Source organism: Priestia sp. YIM B13486, from assembly GCF_042787865.1.
GTDB lineage: Bacteria > Bacillota > Bacilli > Bacillales > Bacillaceae_H > Priestia > Priestia megaterium.
Genome location: NZ_JBHZOZ010000006.1, coordinates 256,309 through 271,017, shown reverse-complemented (window position 1 = coordinate 271,017; position 14,709 = coordinate 256,309). Strand labels below are relative to the sequence as shown.

The 14,709-nt window shown below is 38.3% G+C and carries 15 protein-coding genes and 1 riboswitch; of the genes, 13 read left to right on the top strand and 2 right to left on the bottom strand.

Features of this window, described 5'->3' with window-relative positions; all coding sequences use genetic code 11:
• Positions 1–313 precede the first annotated feature (313 nt).
• Positions 314–580, top strand: a complete 267-nt coding sequence (locus ACFX4G_RS17935) for a hypothetical protein (protein ID WP_047931154.1) — start codon at positions 314–316, stop codon at positions 578–580.
• A gap of 51 nt (positions 581–631) precedes the next feature.
• Here the strand turns inward: ACFX4G_RS17935 and ACFX4G_RS17930 are convergent, their stop codons facing one another.
• Complete coding sequence (locus ACFX4G_RS17930) at positions 632–2,746, bottom strand: ATP-dependent Clp protease ATP-binding subunit (protein WP_377575970.1); 2,115 nt, start codon at positions 2,744–2,746, stop codon at positions 632–634.
• Between the two features lie 419 nt (positions 2,747–3,165).
• On the opposite strand from ACFX4G_RS17930, the gene nhaC reads away from it, so the two are divergent.
• From nhaC to ACFX4G_RS17915, 3 genes are all read left to right on the top strand, one after another.
• The gene (nhaC, locus tag ACFX4G_RS17925; RefSeq protein WP_097824017.1) at positions 3,166–4,548 is read left to right on the top strand and encodes a Na+/H+ antiporter NhaC; all 1,383 of its coding nucleotides are present in this window, start codon (positions 3,166–3,168) and stop codon (positions 4,546–4,548) included.
• Between the two features lie 292 nt (positions 4,549–4,840).
• Entirely contained in the window at positions 4,841–5,722 is an 882-nt protein-coding gene (locus ACFX4G_RS17920) for an alpha/beta hydrolase family protein (protein ID WP_014461062.1), read from the top strand.
• Between the two features lie 87 nt (positions 5,723–5,809).
• Positions 5,810–5,935: a DUF6254 family protein gene (locus ACFX4G_RS17915; RefSeq protein WP_013082238.1), complete on the top strand. Its 126-nt coding sequence runs from the start codon at positions 5,810–5,812 to the stop codon at positions 5,933–5,935.
• A gap of 65 nt (positions 5,936–6,000) precedes the next feature.
• Here ACFX4G_RS17915 and ACFX4G_RS17910 read toward each other — a convergent pair whose 3' ends face one another.
• Entirely contained in the window at positions 6,001–6,720 is a 720-nt protein-coding gene (locus ACFX4G_RS17910; protein ID WP_013082239.1) for a 3-ketoacyl-ACP reductase, read from the bottom strand.
• Between the two features lie 207 nt (positions 6,721–6,927).
• Between ACFX4G_RS17910 and ACFX4G_RS17905 the strand changes: the two genes are divergently transcribed.
• From ACFX4G_RS17905 to ACFX4G_RS17865, 9 genes are all read left to right on the top strand, one after another.
• Positions 6,928–8,526 carry a spore germination protein gene (locus tag ACFX4G_RS17905; RefSeq protein WP_043979632.1) on the top strand — a complete coding sequence of 533 codons (1,599 nt, stop codon included), beginning with the start codon at positions 6,928–6,930 and terminating at the stop codon, positions 8,524–8,526.
• 24 nt (positions 8,527–8,550) lie between these two features.
• Positions 8,551–9,750, top strand: coding sequence for a Ger(x)C family spore germination protein (locus tag ACFX4G_RS17900; protein ID WP_043979630.1), 1,200 nt, complete (start codon positions 8,551–8,553; stop codon positions 9,748–9,750).
• Between the two features lie 11 nt (positions 9,751–9,761).
• Positions 9,762–9,998 carry a hypothetical protein gene (locus ACFX4G_RS17895; protein WP_162213843.1) on the top strand — a complete coding sequence of 79 codons (237 nt, stop codon included), beginning with the start codon at positions 9,762–9,764 and terminating at the stop codon, positions 9,996–9,998.
• Positions 9,999–10,024: 26 nt separating this feature from the next.
• The gene (locus tag ACFX4G_RS17890; RefSeq protein WP_230184609.1) at positions 10,025–11,146 is read left to right on the top strand and encodes a GerAB/ArcD/ProY family transporter; all 1,122 of its coding nucleotides are present in this window, start codon (positions 10,025–10,027) and stop codon (positions 11,144–11,146) included.
• Positions 11,147–11,216: 70 nt separating this feature from the next.
• Positions 11,217–11,260: riboswitch (PreQ1 riboswitch) on the top strand.
• Between the two features lie 230 nt (positions 11,261–11,490).
• Positions 11,491–12,156 (top strand): 7-cyano-7-deazaguanine synthase QueC, encoded by a 666-nt coding sequence (gene queC / locus ACFX4G_RS17885; RefSeq protein ID WP_043979622.1) that lies wholly within the window; start codon positions 11,491–11,493, stop codon positions 12,154–12,156.
• On the top strand, positions 12,156–12,596 hold the full coding sequence (queD, locus tag ACFX4G_RS17880; RefSeq protein ID WP_013055983.1) for a 6-carboxytetrahydropterin synthase QueD: 441 nt from the start codon (positions 12,156–12,158) through the stop codon (positions 12,594–12,596). Before queC ends, queD begins: the two co-directional genes overlap by 1 nt.
• Complete coding sequence (gene queE, locus ACFX4G_RS17875; protein ID WP_290368878.1) at positions 12,589–13,320, top strand: 7-carboxy-7-deazaguanine synthase QueE; 732 nt, start codon at positions 12,589–12,591, stop codon at positions 13,318–13,320. The genes queD and queE overlap by 8 nt, the downstream gene beginning before the upstream one ends.
• Before the next feature lie 98 nt (positions 13,321–13,418).
• On the top strand, positions 13,419–13,916 hold the full coding sequence (queF, locus tag ACFX4G_RS17870; RefSeq protein WP_013082243.1) for a preQ(1) synthase: 498 nt from the start codon (positions 13,419–13,421) through the stop codon (positions 13,914–13,916).
• A gap of 68 nt (positions 13,917–13,984) precedes the next feature.
• Positions 13,985–14,686, top strand: a complete 702-nt coding sequence (locus ACFX4G_RS17865) for an NAD(P)H-binding protein (RefSeq protein ID WP_013055986.1) — start codon at positions 13,985–13,987, stop codon at positions 14,684–14,686.
• The last annotated feature ends 23 nt before the right edge of the window (positions 14,687–14,709 follow it).

The window sequence follows — 14,709 nt, the reverse complement described above, 5'->3', positions numbered from 1 at the left end:
AATTTTATAGGAGAATAACTTTATAGTCAGCTAGTCGCACGATGTAGTGATATATCACTCATATTAGCATAGTTACAACTGTGTGAATAGCCGAATTGAGCACTTAGACCAAGGAAGATAGATCTAGAATACAGCTAGTCATAAACTATTAAGGAAATATGAGGGGAATATGAACGAAATGAAGGGGATGTAAAGCTTTTGTGATAACCTTGTAAAAGTGAACTTTTTTCTAATTGGATAGGCTATACTGCCAGTAGAGCCATATGAATGGTGACTACATAGAGGCTCAGATGATTCGAAAGGAGACGGTAAAATGAACAAAAGTTTATTAGTCAAGTTATTTGGATCACTTCTAGCAATTATGTTAATCACAGCATGCAACTCACAAACGGATGAAAAAGATGCCACAGAACAGCAAACAGAACAGTCGGATGATACTCAAGCGGAGGACACAACTACAGATGATTCACAGGAAACAATGAAGCAAGACGAAGCAGATGATTCATCTGGGGATGAAGCATCTGATGATCAAGAAGAATCAACGGATAGTGCTGACGAAAAAACAGATGAAAGTAAATAAACGTAAGTATTTCTATAAAAAAAAGCGACTCAAGTAGAGTCGCTTTTTCTATTAGTTTTGTACGGTGATTTCGCTTGCTTCATTTAACGTTACGTTCACTGTTGATACGTCTGCGTCATCTAAAAGTAAGTCTGTAATTCGATCTTCAAGCTGTTCTTGAATTGCTCGGCGGAGCGGTCTAGCACCGAATGCAGGGTGATAGCCAAGTTCAGCTAGTTTTTCTTTTACCTCATCTGCTACGCTCAGCGTGATATTTTGTTCTTGTAATGTTTCTTTTAATTCAGCAAGCATAAGGTCCACAATTTTAATCAAGTTGTCTTTTTCAAGATGATTAAATTCAATGATTGTATCAAATCGGTTTAAAAACTCTGGTTTGAAATAAGATGAAAGTGAATCTAAAACGGATGCCTGTTTAAGTGCGTCATTTTCTGCGTCAAATCCAACCGTAATTTTCTTTTCACCTACACCAGCGTTACTTGTCATAATGATAACTGTGTCTTTAAAGCTTACTGTGCGACCTTGACTATCTGTTAGACGTCCGTCTTCTAGAATTTGTAGAAACATATGCTGAACGTCTGGATGAGCTTTTTCAATTTCATCTAGTAAGATGATGGAATAAGGATTACGGCGTACTTTCTCTGTTAATTGTCCTGCCTCTTCGTGACCTACGTAGCCAGGAGGTGAACCGATTAATTTAGACACCGCATGTTTTTCCATATATTCACTCATATCTAGACGAACCATAGCATCTTTTGAGCCGAATAGTTCTTCAGCTAATGTTTTGGTTAACTCTGTTTTACCGACACCTGTTGGGCCGACAAATAAGAATGAACCAATTGGGCGATGCTTCGCTTTTAATCCAGCACGAGAACGTCGAATCGCTTTTGCTACTTTTTCTACAGCTTCCTGCTGTCCGATTACTTTTTGAGCTAAGTGCTCTGCTAAATGCTTCATTTTTGCTGATTCATTTTCTTGAAGTTTACCAACAGGGATACCCGTTTTCTTTTCAATAATTGCTTGAATGTCAGCAATATCCACATTCATTTTTTGCTGTTCTTCGTTTAGTTGTTTTTCAAGAGCAGCTTCTTCATCGCGCAGTTTTGCCGCTACTTCATATTTTTCATCCTTTAGCGCCTGCTCTTTTTCTTTTGTAATTTCTTTTAAGCGAGCGGCCGCGTCGTCTTTATTTGTAATGCCTGCCTGCAAGTTCATTTTTGAACCTGCTTCATCTAGCAAGTCAATTGCTTTATCAGGCAAGAAGCGATCTTGAATGTAGCGGTGTGATAAATTTACACAAGCGCGGATCGCTTCATTTGTATAGCTAACGCCGTGATAATCTTCATATTTACTTTGGATTCCTTTTAGAATTTCAACGGCTTCTTCTACAGACGGTTCGTGAACCATAACCGGCTGGAAGCGTCGTTCAAGAGCCGCATCTTTTTCAATGGAACGGTACTCTTTTAAAGTTGTAGCTCCGACTACTTGAAGTTCGCCTCGTGCAAGAGCTGGCTTTAAAATATTGCTTGCGTCCATTGAACCTTCCGCTGAACCAGCTCCTACAAGAAGGTGAATTTCATCGATAAATAAAATCACGTTTTTTCGCTGTTGAAGCTCAGAAATTAACTGCTTCATGCGCTCTTCAAATTGACCGCGAACCCCGGTATTAGCTACGAGAGATGCTACATCTAACAGATATACATCTTTATTTAACAGCTTGGCAGGAACTTTTCCTTCCGCAATTTTTAAAGCTAATCCTTCAACAACAGCTGTTTTACCAACACCGGGTTCTCCGATTAGTACCGGGTTGTTTTTGTTTCTTCTATTTAAAATTTCAATGACACGCTCTACTTCTTCTTCTCGGCCAATAACAGGGTCAATTAATCCCGTTTTCGCAATTTGAGTTAAGTTTCGACCGAACTGGTCTAAAAAGCCTCCGCCGCCATTCCCTTGCTGTGGCTGTTCTGGTGCAGCTTGTTCGTGCGCCATTTGATTGAATAAATCATCGATGTTCATAAAGCCGCCACCTCCAAAACCTGATGGGATTTTATGTTCTTTCATTAGTGCTTGATAACATGTATGACATAAACGATATTGAGATTTTTGGTTATTTGTTTGTACATTTAATTGAATAGATGCTTCACGTTTATTACAGTTTTGACAAATCATTTAATTAGCCTCCCTAAATGATTTTAATCGAAGATCAGCAGGTGTTTGACCTTTCTTGACCTTTCGTAATTTCATTATACTTTGACCTTTTTTGACTTTCAAGTCTTTTGCTTAAAAAATTTTTGAAGGAAGTTCCTCGCTTATGTACAAAAGGTAGTACATTAAAAAAAGATGTGTTTTATGTGTACCCGTTCTATACATGTAAAAACATAAGAGGCATTTTGTACAATGATCTGCTTGGAGAGGGAATTAATATTAATAAGAAGAAAAGTGGAAAAATGAGTGCAGAGCTTACCTTTGGATAAAATAAGTTATTGACAGCAAGAAGGATAAAAATTATACTCAAGAAGGTTTGCACTTAACTGCGTAAAAGCATAAAAGCGTTTAAGTGAAAAAGAAAGATAGAAAGGGAATACCTCATGAAAAAAGAAATTTCATTTATACAATCAATAGCGGTGGTTTTGGTGCTATTAGCTATTATTTTTGTTTCATTATTTACGTTAAAGCTGCCGCCTCATATTCCGCTGATATTTGGTGTAGCATTTATTAGTGTGATTGGCTTTTTGTTGAAATATAAGTGGACAGAAATGGAGAAAGGGATTTTAGACGGTGTCAGACTGGGCATTAAGCCTATCCTTATTTTAATGCTGATCGGGATGCTTATTGCGATTTGGATGGTAGGAGGAACGATACCGACGATTTTATCCTACGGCTTCCACTGGATTTCACCCCAGTACTTTTTAATTAGTGCTTTAGTTATTACCGTATTAGTTTCAACATTCACAGGAAGTTCATTAACAACCGTCAGTACGGTAGGGGTCGCTTTATTTGGCGTAGGAACTGCTATTGGTGTACATCCAGGGCTAGCAGCGGGGATGATTGTTTCAGGAGCTGTGTTTGGAGATAAGATGTCTCCCTTGTCTGATACAACAAATTTTGCTTCTGGTATCGTTGAAGTCCCGCTTCCTAAACATATTCAGCACATTACGTGGACGACGGTTCCAAGTATTGTTATTACAGCAATCATTGCACTGGTAATCGGAATCAACGGAAATCAGGAAAGCGTCAATTACGGGGAAATTCAAGGAATTCAAGACGCATTAAAACATACGTTTAATTTACATGTGTTAACGTTGCTTTCTCCACTTTTAGTTCTTATTTTTTCGATGAGAAGAGTCGATGTACTGCCAACGTTAGTTTTAGGTATTGTAACGGCCATCATTACAGGAATGATTACACAGCATGAATTTACGCTGAGTCAATTGCTAGGCGTTCTTCAAAGCGGGCCGGCAGTAGAGTCAGGAAATAAAGTAGTGGATGCGATTGTGAATAAAGGCGGACTGCAGTCCATGATGTTTTCTATTTCCCTTATCATGATTGCCTTGTCGCTAGGTGGCTTGATGAGAGCTGTTGGAATTATTGATGCTTTGTTAGAAGGATTAGCAAAACAAATTCGCCGCAGCGGAGACGTTATTTTTGCTACGCTTCTATCTTCAATTGGAGTGAACGTTATTACAGGCGAACAGTATTTATCGATTCTCTTGCCTGGACAGACGTTTAAGCCGCTGTATGAAAAATGGAATTTAGATCCAAAAAACTTATCACGAACGCTTGAAGACGGCGGAACGGTTATTAATGCTATTATTCCGTGGGGTGTCAGCGGTGCTTTTATTTCAACTGCATTAAATATTCCCGCAGCTGACTATATTCCATTTACATTCTTTAGTATTTTATGTCCTATTTTTTCAATTATTTTAGCATATACAGGCATTGGCATTGCCAAGAAAAAAGCTCAGTCTTAACTGGGCTTTTTTTTTTGGAAAAAGGACAGGTAAAAAACGACAAAAAAAGTATCATTCCACTTTTCAAATCTATAATTTAATAATACAATTTACTATACGTCTTTCTTGTTAATGTATTTGGATGAATTCTTATTTCTTTATTGATGAAGAAATTTGAGTTTTGCGGTATGATAAATAAGCTGTATTGGCGATGGGATGAATGCCCTTTTTAGCAAACATTTAAGAAGGGTAAAGCCAAATGAAAACACTCATTATAAAAGAGAAAAGATATTTATTGAGGAGAGGGTTTCTGTTGAAAAAATGGGGCATCATTGCATTAATCACTGTAGCTGTGCTCGGTGTGACAGCGGTTTTCAACCGAGCTGAAAGTGATGATGTAAATAAAGAAAAATTGAATTTATTATCGCCTTATTCAAATAAAGTAGATGTATATAGCATTACGTATCCTAGTGATAATTTAAAGATAAAAGGGTTTTTAGTACAGCCTAAAGACATTGCAGACAAACATTATCCGCTTTTAGTATATAATCGCGGAGGAAATCGCGAACATGGCATGATTCGCGCAAAAACACTGCAGTACTTATCATATTGGGCAAGTAAAGGCTACGTCGTGGTTGCGACTCAATACAGGGGAAATGGCGGAAGTGAAGGTACAGAGACGTACGGCGGTAAAGATATTGACGACGTGTTAAATCTTATTAAGTGGGGAGAACAGCTTCCTTATGTAAATCACCAGCAAAAGGTAGCGCTAGGATATTCACGCGGCGGCATGATGACGTATTTAACGATGAAAAACGGCGTTAAATTTGATGCAGTTGTCGTACAATCAGGTATTACAGACATGTTTCAATTCTATGATCAAAGAGGACCTGAAATGAAACAAGTGCTGCGGACGATTGTAGGAGATCCGGCGCAGTATCCGGAGAGGTATAAAAGTCGTTCTGTTGTCTATTGGAGCGATAAAGTAAATTCACCTCTTTTGATTTTACAGGGTGATCATGATCGTAAAGTTCACCATACGCAGGCTGAAAAGCTTGTGAAACAATTAGATGAGCAGGGAAAAGAATACAAATATGTACTGTACAAAAACGGAGACCATCCGCTAACTGCTTATTATGATCAATATAACGCGGAAATTGATAAGTGGTTTAAAATACATTTAGCTAAGCAGTAAAGAAATTGGAAGCAGTTTTGATGAATGGAAAAGAGCAGCTTGTTTTATCCTACTACATGTAAGCATATAAAAAGGGGATGAAGCAAAATGACTCAGTCTAAAAGTCAAAAAGAGCGTCAGTGGAATGTGCGAAAACAATCACAAAACCCATCGCATGGAAAAGTGAAATCTTTTGAAGAACTATCAGAAGAAATCACGCCTAAACGTAAATAAGGTAACCACCATATAAAGGAAGACACAAAAAAGGAGAGCTGAAGCTCTCCTTTTTCTATGTTTGTTTATGGATTTGTGGACCACATGCCCGCAGATTTGATAAAAATACGAGGATGCAATTTTAATTGTGCGACCATAATTTCTGCTAGGTCTTCAGGCTGCATCACTTTATCAGGATTGCCATCCGTTAAGTTTTCTTTATACGCTAATTCCGTTGCTACTGTACTTGGTGTTAGAGCTGTTACACGAATATTGTGTTTGCGTACTTCTAACGCTAGAGATTCAGTTAAGCCGAGCACGCCAAATTTTGAAGCGCTGTAAGCACTTGTAACGGGAGCGCCTTTTTGACCAGCAGTGGATGAAATATTGATAATGTCTCCACCATTTTTTTCGATTAATTGAGGTAGAACGGCGCGCGTTACGTAGTAAACGCCCATTAAATTCACATCAATGATTTGTTTCCACTCAGCTGGGTCTAGCTCTAAAAAGCTTCCGAATTTACCGATTCCTGCGTTGTTGATTAAGATATCTGTTGCCCCTAATTTTGTATGTAGATGCTCAACTGCTGCATTTACTTCTTCCATAGAAGAAACATCTGCTGTTGCATAAGCAACTTGTACATCAAATGCTTCTAGTTCAGAAGCAACAGCCTTTAAATCTGCCTCTGTACGAGCAATTAAACCGATATTTACGCCTTCCTTTGCTAATTCAATCGCAGTTGAACGACCGATGCCTTTTCCTGCTCCTGTAATAAGAGCTACTTTGCCTTTAAGTGATTGTGCCATGTATAGACTCCTTTCAATGTTCCGCATAAACATTCTTCATAATAACAAAGAATTATCCATTACTATCCTATAGAAATGCACAAATGATGTCAAAAATAAAGATTATTAAAATGGCTTCAAGTATAAATTTCCTTTTCATACAAAAACTATAGAGACTAAAAAGAAGAAATTCCGTTTCTTTTCGTTCAATGTAGTGGAGGATGAACAATGCGTATAAAAAAACTATCTGAGTTAACGAATAAATCCAAACAGCGGAAAGAAAAAGCTGATGAATCGAAGGACTCTAAGGACACTAGTGCTTCTTCTACACAGGAAGAGCAGAAATTATCTGAGAGGGTGGGAGATAATTTATCCCGCATGAAAAAAGCATTGGGACAGAGCACGGATTTAGTTGTGCGAGAGTTTCGAATTTCGATTGAAGAAAAATTTACTTTAGGTGTTGCTTACATCGACGGATTAGTAAATAAAGACGAAGTTGAACACTATGCGCTGGACTCCATTATGCACTATCACGATGAACATTTAACACATGATGATGGCATCGTTAATATGTACGAATTGATTAAAAGCTATAGTTTGGCAGCCGGTGAAATCATGGAAGCAAAGACATTGGATGATGCTCTTCTTCATGTTTTATCAGGAGATACCGTACTGTTTTTAGAAGGGTATCAAACGTGTATTGTGGCAAGTACCAGAGGATGGAGAGACAGGGCTGTTTCTGAACCACAATCTCAGACCGTTGTAAGAGGGCCTCGAGACAGTTTCACAGAAACACTGCGAACGAATACCGCATTGATTCGGCGCCGAATAAAATCTCCAAAACTTTGGATTGAATCTCAGCAAATAGGAGAGTTTACAAAAACGGATATTGCGCTCGTTTATATAGACGGCATTGCGGATGAACAGGTCATTCAAGAGGTAAAGGAGCGTCTTTCCAAAATTGATATAGACGGTATTTTGGAGAGCGGATATATCGAAGAGTTGATTCAAGATGAAGATTATACACCTTTTCCTACTATGCATAACACGGAGCGTCCAGACTCGGTGGCAGCAGGTCTTTTAGAGGGGCGGATAGCCATTTTAGTAGACGGTACACCTTTTGTATTAATGGTTCCTGCCCTATTTATTCAATTTTTTCAAGCGGCCGAAGATTATTACCAGCGCGCAGATATTAGTACATTGATTCGCTTAATGCGCTACATGGCATTTTTCTTAGCTCTTTTAACACCTTCTGCTTATATTGCTTTAACTACTTTTCATCAAGAAATGCTTCCTTTTGCTTTGTTAATTAGTATTGCAGCTCAAAGGGAAGGTGTTCCTTTTCCTGCTATTATTGAAGCGTTTATTATGGAAATCACGTTTGAAATTTTGCGAGAAGCGGGAGTCCGATTGCCTCGAGCAGTAGGTTCAGCTATTTCGATTGTGGGAGCACTCGTTTTAGGAGAAGCCGCCGTACAAGCGGGATTAGTTTCACCTGCAATGGTTATCGTTGTATCCATCACCGCTATTAGTAACTTTGTGTCACCTGTGTATGATATGGCTATTGCAGTAAGGATGCTACGCTTTGTTTTAATGGTTTTAGCAGCTACTTTTGGCCTGTTCGGTATTATCCTGGGGCTAATTTTAATGATTTTACATTTATGCAGCTTAAGGTCATTTGGAGTCCCTTATATGACACCTATGGCTCCATTTGTGAAGCGTGATCAAAAGGATGTGCTGATTAGACGTTCGATCAAAAAAATGAAAACAAGGCCAAAGCTTATTAATGAGAAGAATATTTCACGTCAAAAGACGCAAAAAAACTAAACTGTGTGAAGGTGGCCGTTTACTATGAAAGCATTTCTAATGTTATGTATCTGTTCAGTGCTATTAAGCGGCTGCTGGAGCAGTCGAGAGTTGAACGAGCTAGCCATTACGGTTGCTGTCGGAATTGATAAAGTAGAAGATGGCATTATTGTGACAGTTCAGCTAATTAATCCGGGTGATATTCAGGCGAAAACGCCTACAAACGGGCCTTCTGTTACCACATTTTCTATTAAGGCTTCGTCTGTAATGGAAGGATTAAGAAAAATAACGACAAAATCTCCGCGTAAAATTTATCTTTCTCATTTACGAATGCTAGTTATTAGCGAAAGCATGGCGGAAGACGGTATTGCTGAAGTGCTTGATTTCTTTGCTCGGGATCATGAAGTGCGTACCGATTATTTTGTTGTTGTTGCTAAAAACACAAAAGCATCGAGCGTTTTGAACGTATTAACAACCATCGAAAAAATACCTGCTAACCATATGTTTGCTTCATTAGACGTGTCACAGCGTATTTGGGCACCTACTAGAGGAGTGAAGTTAAATGAACTGATCAGTAACTTAACCAGTGAAGGAAAGCAGGCGGTGTTATCAGGAGTGTTAGTGAAAGGCGACGTGAAAAAGGCAGGAGACATGTCTAGTATTTCTCGCACCAATCTTTCCACCCTGCTCAATTTCAAAGGATTAGGTGTCTTTCAAAATGATAAGCTTCTCGGCTGGTTCAATGAAGACGAAAGTAAAGGATATAACTATATTACCGGACATGTAAAAAGTACGTTAATTGTTATTCCATGCGAAAAAAAAGAAAAACAGCATGATATCATCGGAGTCGAAATGCTTCGAACGAATGTCAAGGTGACAGCTACTATGAAAAATCATAAACCTCATATTCACGTTGATTTAAAAGGAGAAGCGAACGTAGCTGATGTAGAGTGTCAAGTGAATTTACAGGACCCAGCTGTAATCAATATGCTCGAACGAAAAACAGCAGCCGACGTAAAAGAAAAAATGAATGATGCAGTAGAAAAAGCTCAAAAAACTTATAAAAGCGATATCTTTGGTTTTGGCGAAGCGTTTTACAGACAAGATGTAAAGAGATGGTACAAAATGAAAAGAGACTGGAACAGAATTTACGCAGAGGATTTAACCGTCGATTTAGATGCAAAAGTTCAAATCCGTCGCTTAGGCACGTTAAATAACTCATATATGAAGCAAATGAAGCATTAAGGAGAAAGAAAATGGAGGGATTTATCGCCTTACTTGTACTGCTTGCTTATTTGACTAAAAAAATAATGATCAACTTCCGAAAGGAAAAGTATTATCGTGAGATAGTCGTCTACCTTTGTCTTATAGGTTTGGGTCTATTCTTTTGGGGAGCGATTACACTCCGTAAAGAAGTTCCTACGCCTCTGTACTTTTTAGAGGCACTCGTTAAGCCTCTTACTAGAACCGTTCATCATTTGTTATTCACGTGAGCACGCATGTAGGAGAGAAGGTGTGTATGATGCAAATAAAAGAATTTATTAGTCCGAAACAATTTCTTTTTCTCATTTATGTTTTTTGTATCGGAAGCGCCATCTTGGCAGTTCCGGCTACATTATTAGAGACGAATAGACAAAATGCGTGGTTTTGCGGTGTGCTTGCTATTGGCTTTGCACTTTTAATCGTTGCGGTGCTTTTATGGCTGATTCAGCGTTACCCTCAGCAAACATTCATTCAAATAGCTAAAAAGGCGCTAGGTCCTTATGCAGGAACGTGTATTTCTCTTATTTACATTTTCTTTATGTTCATTCAGTCTACGTTTTCGCTTCGAGATATCAGTACATTCATGACGACTCAAATTGTCCCTGAAACGCTGCCTACATGGATTCATGCTCTTGTTCTTTTAGCTGTTATATACGGAGGGTATCTAGGTATTGAAGTGGTAGCAAGAACCGCGGAAATCTTTTTGCCTTGGATTGTGGTCCCCTTTTTATTGTTAATTATTTTAAATATTCCTCAGATGAAAATTGATCGTCTTTATCCTTTTTTTGAATTCAGCATGGGTGATTTAGTATTAGGGACCACTTATTTTTTAGGAAACCCGTTTATGGAATTGGTTTTTATTCTGATGATTACGCCTCATATAAAAGATGGAAAAAAGATAAAAAGAATGTTTGTTATCGGCACTGTCGCATCGGGCTTGACGATTACGATTGCAGTTGCGGCTTGTATATTAGCTCTTGGCGCGAATATTGCATCGATGCACAGCTACCCAGTTTATTTATTAGGAAAAATGATTTCGTTAGGTGCAACGATTCAGCATGTTGAAGTATTAGTAGCTATTATTTGGATGTTATCTATCTTTTTTAAAGTTGTCATTGTGTTCTATGCTATTCAGTTAAGTATCGTCCAATTGTGTAATTTACGGGTGCGCAATTTTTTAAGCTTTCCTTTAGGTCTAATTATTACAGGCGTGGCATATTACATTATTCCCAACACAGCGTACTTCAATTATTTTGAAAAATATTACTGGCCGTTTTATTTATTTGTATTAAGCGTCTGTTTTCCGTTGTTATTTATTGCGCTTTCTTATATGAAGAAAAATAAGGCAGCTAAAGGCGATAGAAGTCAACAAACATAGCATTATTTATACGCATGTGGTATAATACGATGACAATTCAAGAAGAAACGCCGTACACGTTTGGATACGTACGGGAGAGGTTCGAAAACTCCCTCTATAAAAAACTAAGATCATCGTTGATGACAAAAGACACGGTTTTAGCGTGTCTTCTTTCACGTGCTTTTCTATCAACGCGTCTTTTTGACGTGTATGCTGGCGAGGACGTGTATCTTAGTTGCTTTTTAGGGAGATTGCTGGAAAAGAGCAGTCTCTTTTTTGTGTTATAAAATTAGTCACAAAGGGAACGAACGGTTCAATAAAGTTTCTTCTTCTTTTGATTTCAATCAAAAAGGAGACGAACAATAATGATGAAAAATGAAAAAGCTATTGTTGTATTTAGCGGAGGTCAAGATAGTACAACATGTCTATTTTGGGCTTTGAAAAACTTTAAAGAAGTAGAAACGGTTACTTTTCAATATGGTCAGCGCCATAGTCAAGAGATAGAGGTAGCAAAAGCTATCGCAGCTGATTTAGGTGTGAAGCATACCGTACTAGATATGTCACTTTTAAATCAATTAGCACCAAATGCCTTAACGCGAGATGATATTGAGATCGAGCAAAAAGAAGGAGAGTTGCCTACAACGTTTGTTGACGGCCGCAATCTTTTATTTTTATCATTTGCAGCCGTACTGGCTAAAAACAGCGGAGGCCGTCATATCGTAACAGGCGTTTGTGAAACTGATTTTTCGGGATATCCAGACTGTCGAGATGTATTTGTAAAATCGTTAAACGTCACGCTTAATTTATCAATGGACTTTGAATTTGTGATTCATACGCCCCTTATGTGGATTGATAAAGCAGAAACGTGGGCGTTAGCGGATGAGCTAGGGGCGCTTGAGTATGTGCGTGAAAAAACATTAACATGCTACAACGGTATTGTTGCTGATGGATGCGGCGAATGTCCCGCATGTCAATTGCGAAAACGCGGGTTAGATCAATATATGCAAACGAAAGAAGGAGGAGAGAAATAATGCTGCAACAAATGTATCCTCAAGTATTTCATGACTATGAATATGAACTGAACAAAGATATGCAGTTTGCTGCGGCACATTTTGTTCCTCACACAGAAGCAGGAAAATGCCGTCAAGTTCATGGACATACGTATTTCGTAAATCTAACTGTTGCCGGAGATACATTAGACGAAGCGGGCTTTTTAGTAAACTTTGCGCTATTGAAAAAAATTGTTTCTGGTCAATTTGATCATACATTATTGAACGATCATTCTATCTTTAACGAAGAAAATCCAAATGATTTTCCTACAACTGAAGTTGTTGCCCGTAAAATTTATGAGTTGGTTCAAGAATATCTAGACACACTACCAAATAAGCCTTCTTGCGTACAAGTATTCGTGCGGGAAACGCCGACAAGTTACGTAGTTTACCGCCCAAAGAAGGTGAAAAAACGTGGCTAATACAATTCCAGTACTTGAAATATTCGGACCAACGATTCAAGGGGAAGGAATGGTTGTAGGACGTAAGACGATGTTTGTTCGTACCGCGGGCTGTGATTATTCCTGCAGCTGGTGTGATTCAGCTTTTACATGGGATGGATCGGCTAAAAACGATATTCGTCAGCTAACAGCAGAACAAATTTGGACGGAGCTAAAAGAAATTGGAGGAGAGTGCTTTGATCACGTCACCATTTCTGGAGGAAACCCTGCGCTTATCAAGGCGATTGGTTCACTTGTAGAGCTTTTGCACAGTCAAGGGGTAAAAGCAGCTCTTGAAACACAGGGGAGCCGTTATCAGGATTGGTTCCTAAAGATCGATGATTTAACGATTTCTCCTAAGCCTCCAAGTTCATTAATGAAAACAAATTTCTCCGTATTAGACGATATTATAGAGACATTAATAAAGGAAAAACGCAAGGCGCACATAAGCATAAAAGTCGTTGTATTTAATGATGAGGACTTTGAGTATGCAGCGTCTGTTCATGAACGTTATCCTGAGGTTCCATTTTTTGTTCAAGTAGGAAACGAGGACTTAACGACAATCGATAATGCGTCGTTAACACAAGAATTGCTTAAAAAGTATGAGTGGTTAATCGATAAGGCAGTGGCAGCAAAAAACATGAACGATGTAAGAGTTCTGCCGCAGGTTCACGCCCTTGTTTGGGGAAATAAACGAGGCGTGTAAGCGCATAGCAAAAAATTTACAAAGAAAAATAAAAACAGATATATACAAAATAAAAAAACGCTGTTAGAATGACAATCGTAGAAAGAGAGGAAATGCAAATGAGCGGTCGAAAAGATGAAGAATTAGAAGGTGTATCACTCCTTGGAAATCAAGGAACAAACTATTTGTTTGAATATGCACCAGAGATTCTAGAAGCATTTGATAACAAACACCCAAATCGTGATTATTTTGTGAAATTCAACTGTCCGGAATTTACGAGCTTATGTCCAAAAACAGGTCAGCCGGATTTCGCAACCATTTATATTAGTTACATTCCAGATGAAAAAATGGTAGAAAGCAAGTCGTTAAAGCTTTATTTATTCAGCTTCCGTAACCATGGAGATTTCCATGAAGACTGTATGAACATTATTATGAATGACTTAATTAAACTGATGAATCCAAGATATATTGAAGTATGGGGAAAATTCACACCACGCGGCGGAATCTCAATTGATCCATATACAAACTATGGCCGTCCCGGTACGAAGTATGAAGAAATGGCTAATTATCGCCTGATGAATCATGATTTATACCCAGAAACAATTGATAATCGTTAATTCGAACAAACAGGTTGTGTATGCAACCTGTTTTCCATTGCAAAAACAACAGGTGAGAAGGTGAAAGAATGTCACAGAGATCAGCATTAGTATTAGGTGCAAGCGGACTTGTTGGTCAAGAACTTTTAAAAATGTTATTAAGCAACAGCTTATATAACCATGTGACAGTGTTTGTTCGAAAAAAGCTACCAATCGAACACACAAAGCTACGTCAGCTTGAAATTGATTTTTCAGAGCTTGATAAGCACGAAGAATGCTTTGCAGTTGATGATGTATATTGCTGTTTAGGCACGACAATGAAAAAAGCAAAAACAAAAGCGAAATTCATTAAAGTGGACTACGAATTTCCTTTAAAAGCGGCTAAATGTGCAGAAAAATATCGCTGCAAAAACTTTTTAACGATCACAGCAATTGGTGCTGATCTTCGTTCGCCATTCTTTTACAGTAAAGTAAAGGGGCAAGTAGAAGAAGATATCGCAAGTTTGTATATCCGTTCTACTCACTTTTTCCGCCCATCGTTATTATTAGGCAAGCGCCAAGAGTTTCGCCTATTTGAAAAGATTGGGGGATACACGTTAAAGTCGTGTTCATTTTGCCTTGTAGGAAAGTGGAGAAAGTATCGTCCAATTAAAGCTTATAACGTAGCCAAATCGATGATGAAAGCTGCTCTTGAAGATAAATGTGGGGTTCATGTACATGAAAGCCAAGACATTTATACAGGTGAATGCTATTATTCGTTTACCAACGGCAAGCGAGTATTATCAAAATAAAGAAAAGCCTCTTCATAAGAAGG

Bases quoted from the DNA above. Each gene is read 5' to 3' on its own strand.
- ACFX4G_RS17935 (WP_047931154.1), top strand. From the start codon at position 314: ATGAACAAAAGTTTATTAGTCAAGTTATTTGGATCACTTCTAGCAATT.
- ACFX4G_RS17930 (WP_377575970.1), bottom strand. From the start codon at position 2,746: ATGATTTGTCAAAACTGTAATAAACGTGAAGCATCTATTCAATTAAAT.
- nhaC (WP_097824017.1), top strand. From the start codon at position 3,166: ATGAAAAAAGAAATTTCATTTATACAATCAATAGCGGTGGTTTTGGTG.
- ACFX4G_RS17915 (WP_013082238.1), top strand. From the start codon at position 5,810: ATGACTCAGTCTAAAAGTCAAAAAGAGCGTCAGTGGAATGTGCGAAAA.
- ACFX4G_RS17910 (WP_013082239.1), bottom strand. From the start codon at position 6,720: ATGGCACAATCACTTAAAGGCAAAGTAGCTCTTATTACAGGAGCAGGA.
- ACFX4G_RS17905 (WP_043979632.1), top strand. From the start codon at position 6,928: ATGCGTATAAAAAAACTATCTGAGTTAACGAATAAATCCAAACAGCGG.
- ACFX4G_RS17900 (WP_043979630.1), top strand. From the start codon at position 8,551: ATGAAAGCATTTCTAATGTTATGTATCTGTTCAGTGCTATTAAGCGGC.
- ACFX4G_RS17895 (WP_162213843.1), top strand. From the start codon at position 9,762: ATGGAGGGATTTATCGCCTTACTTGTACTGCTTGCTTATTTGACTAAA.
- ACFX4G_RS17890 (WP_230184609.1), top strand. From the start codon at position 10,025: ATGATGCAAATAAAAGAATTTATTAGTCCGAAACAATTTCTTTTTCTC.
- queC (WP_043979622.1), top strand. From the start codon at position 11,491: ATGATGAAAAATGAAAAAGCTATTGTTGTATTTAGCGGAGGTCAAGAT.
- queD (WP_013055983.1), top strand. From the start codon at position 12,156: ATGCTGCAACAAATGTATCCTCAAGTATTTCATGACTATGAATATGAA.
- queF (WP_013082243.1), top strand. From the start codon at position 13,419: ATGAGCGGTCGAAAAGATGAAGAATTAGAAGGTGTATCACTCCTTGGA.
- ACFX4G_RS17865 (WP_013055986.1), top strand. From the start codon at position 13,985: ATGTCACAGAGATCAGCATTAGTATTAGGTGCAAGCGGACTTGTTGGT.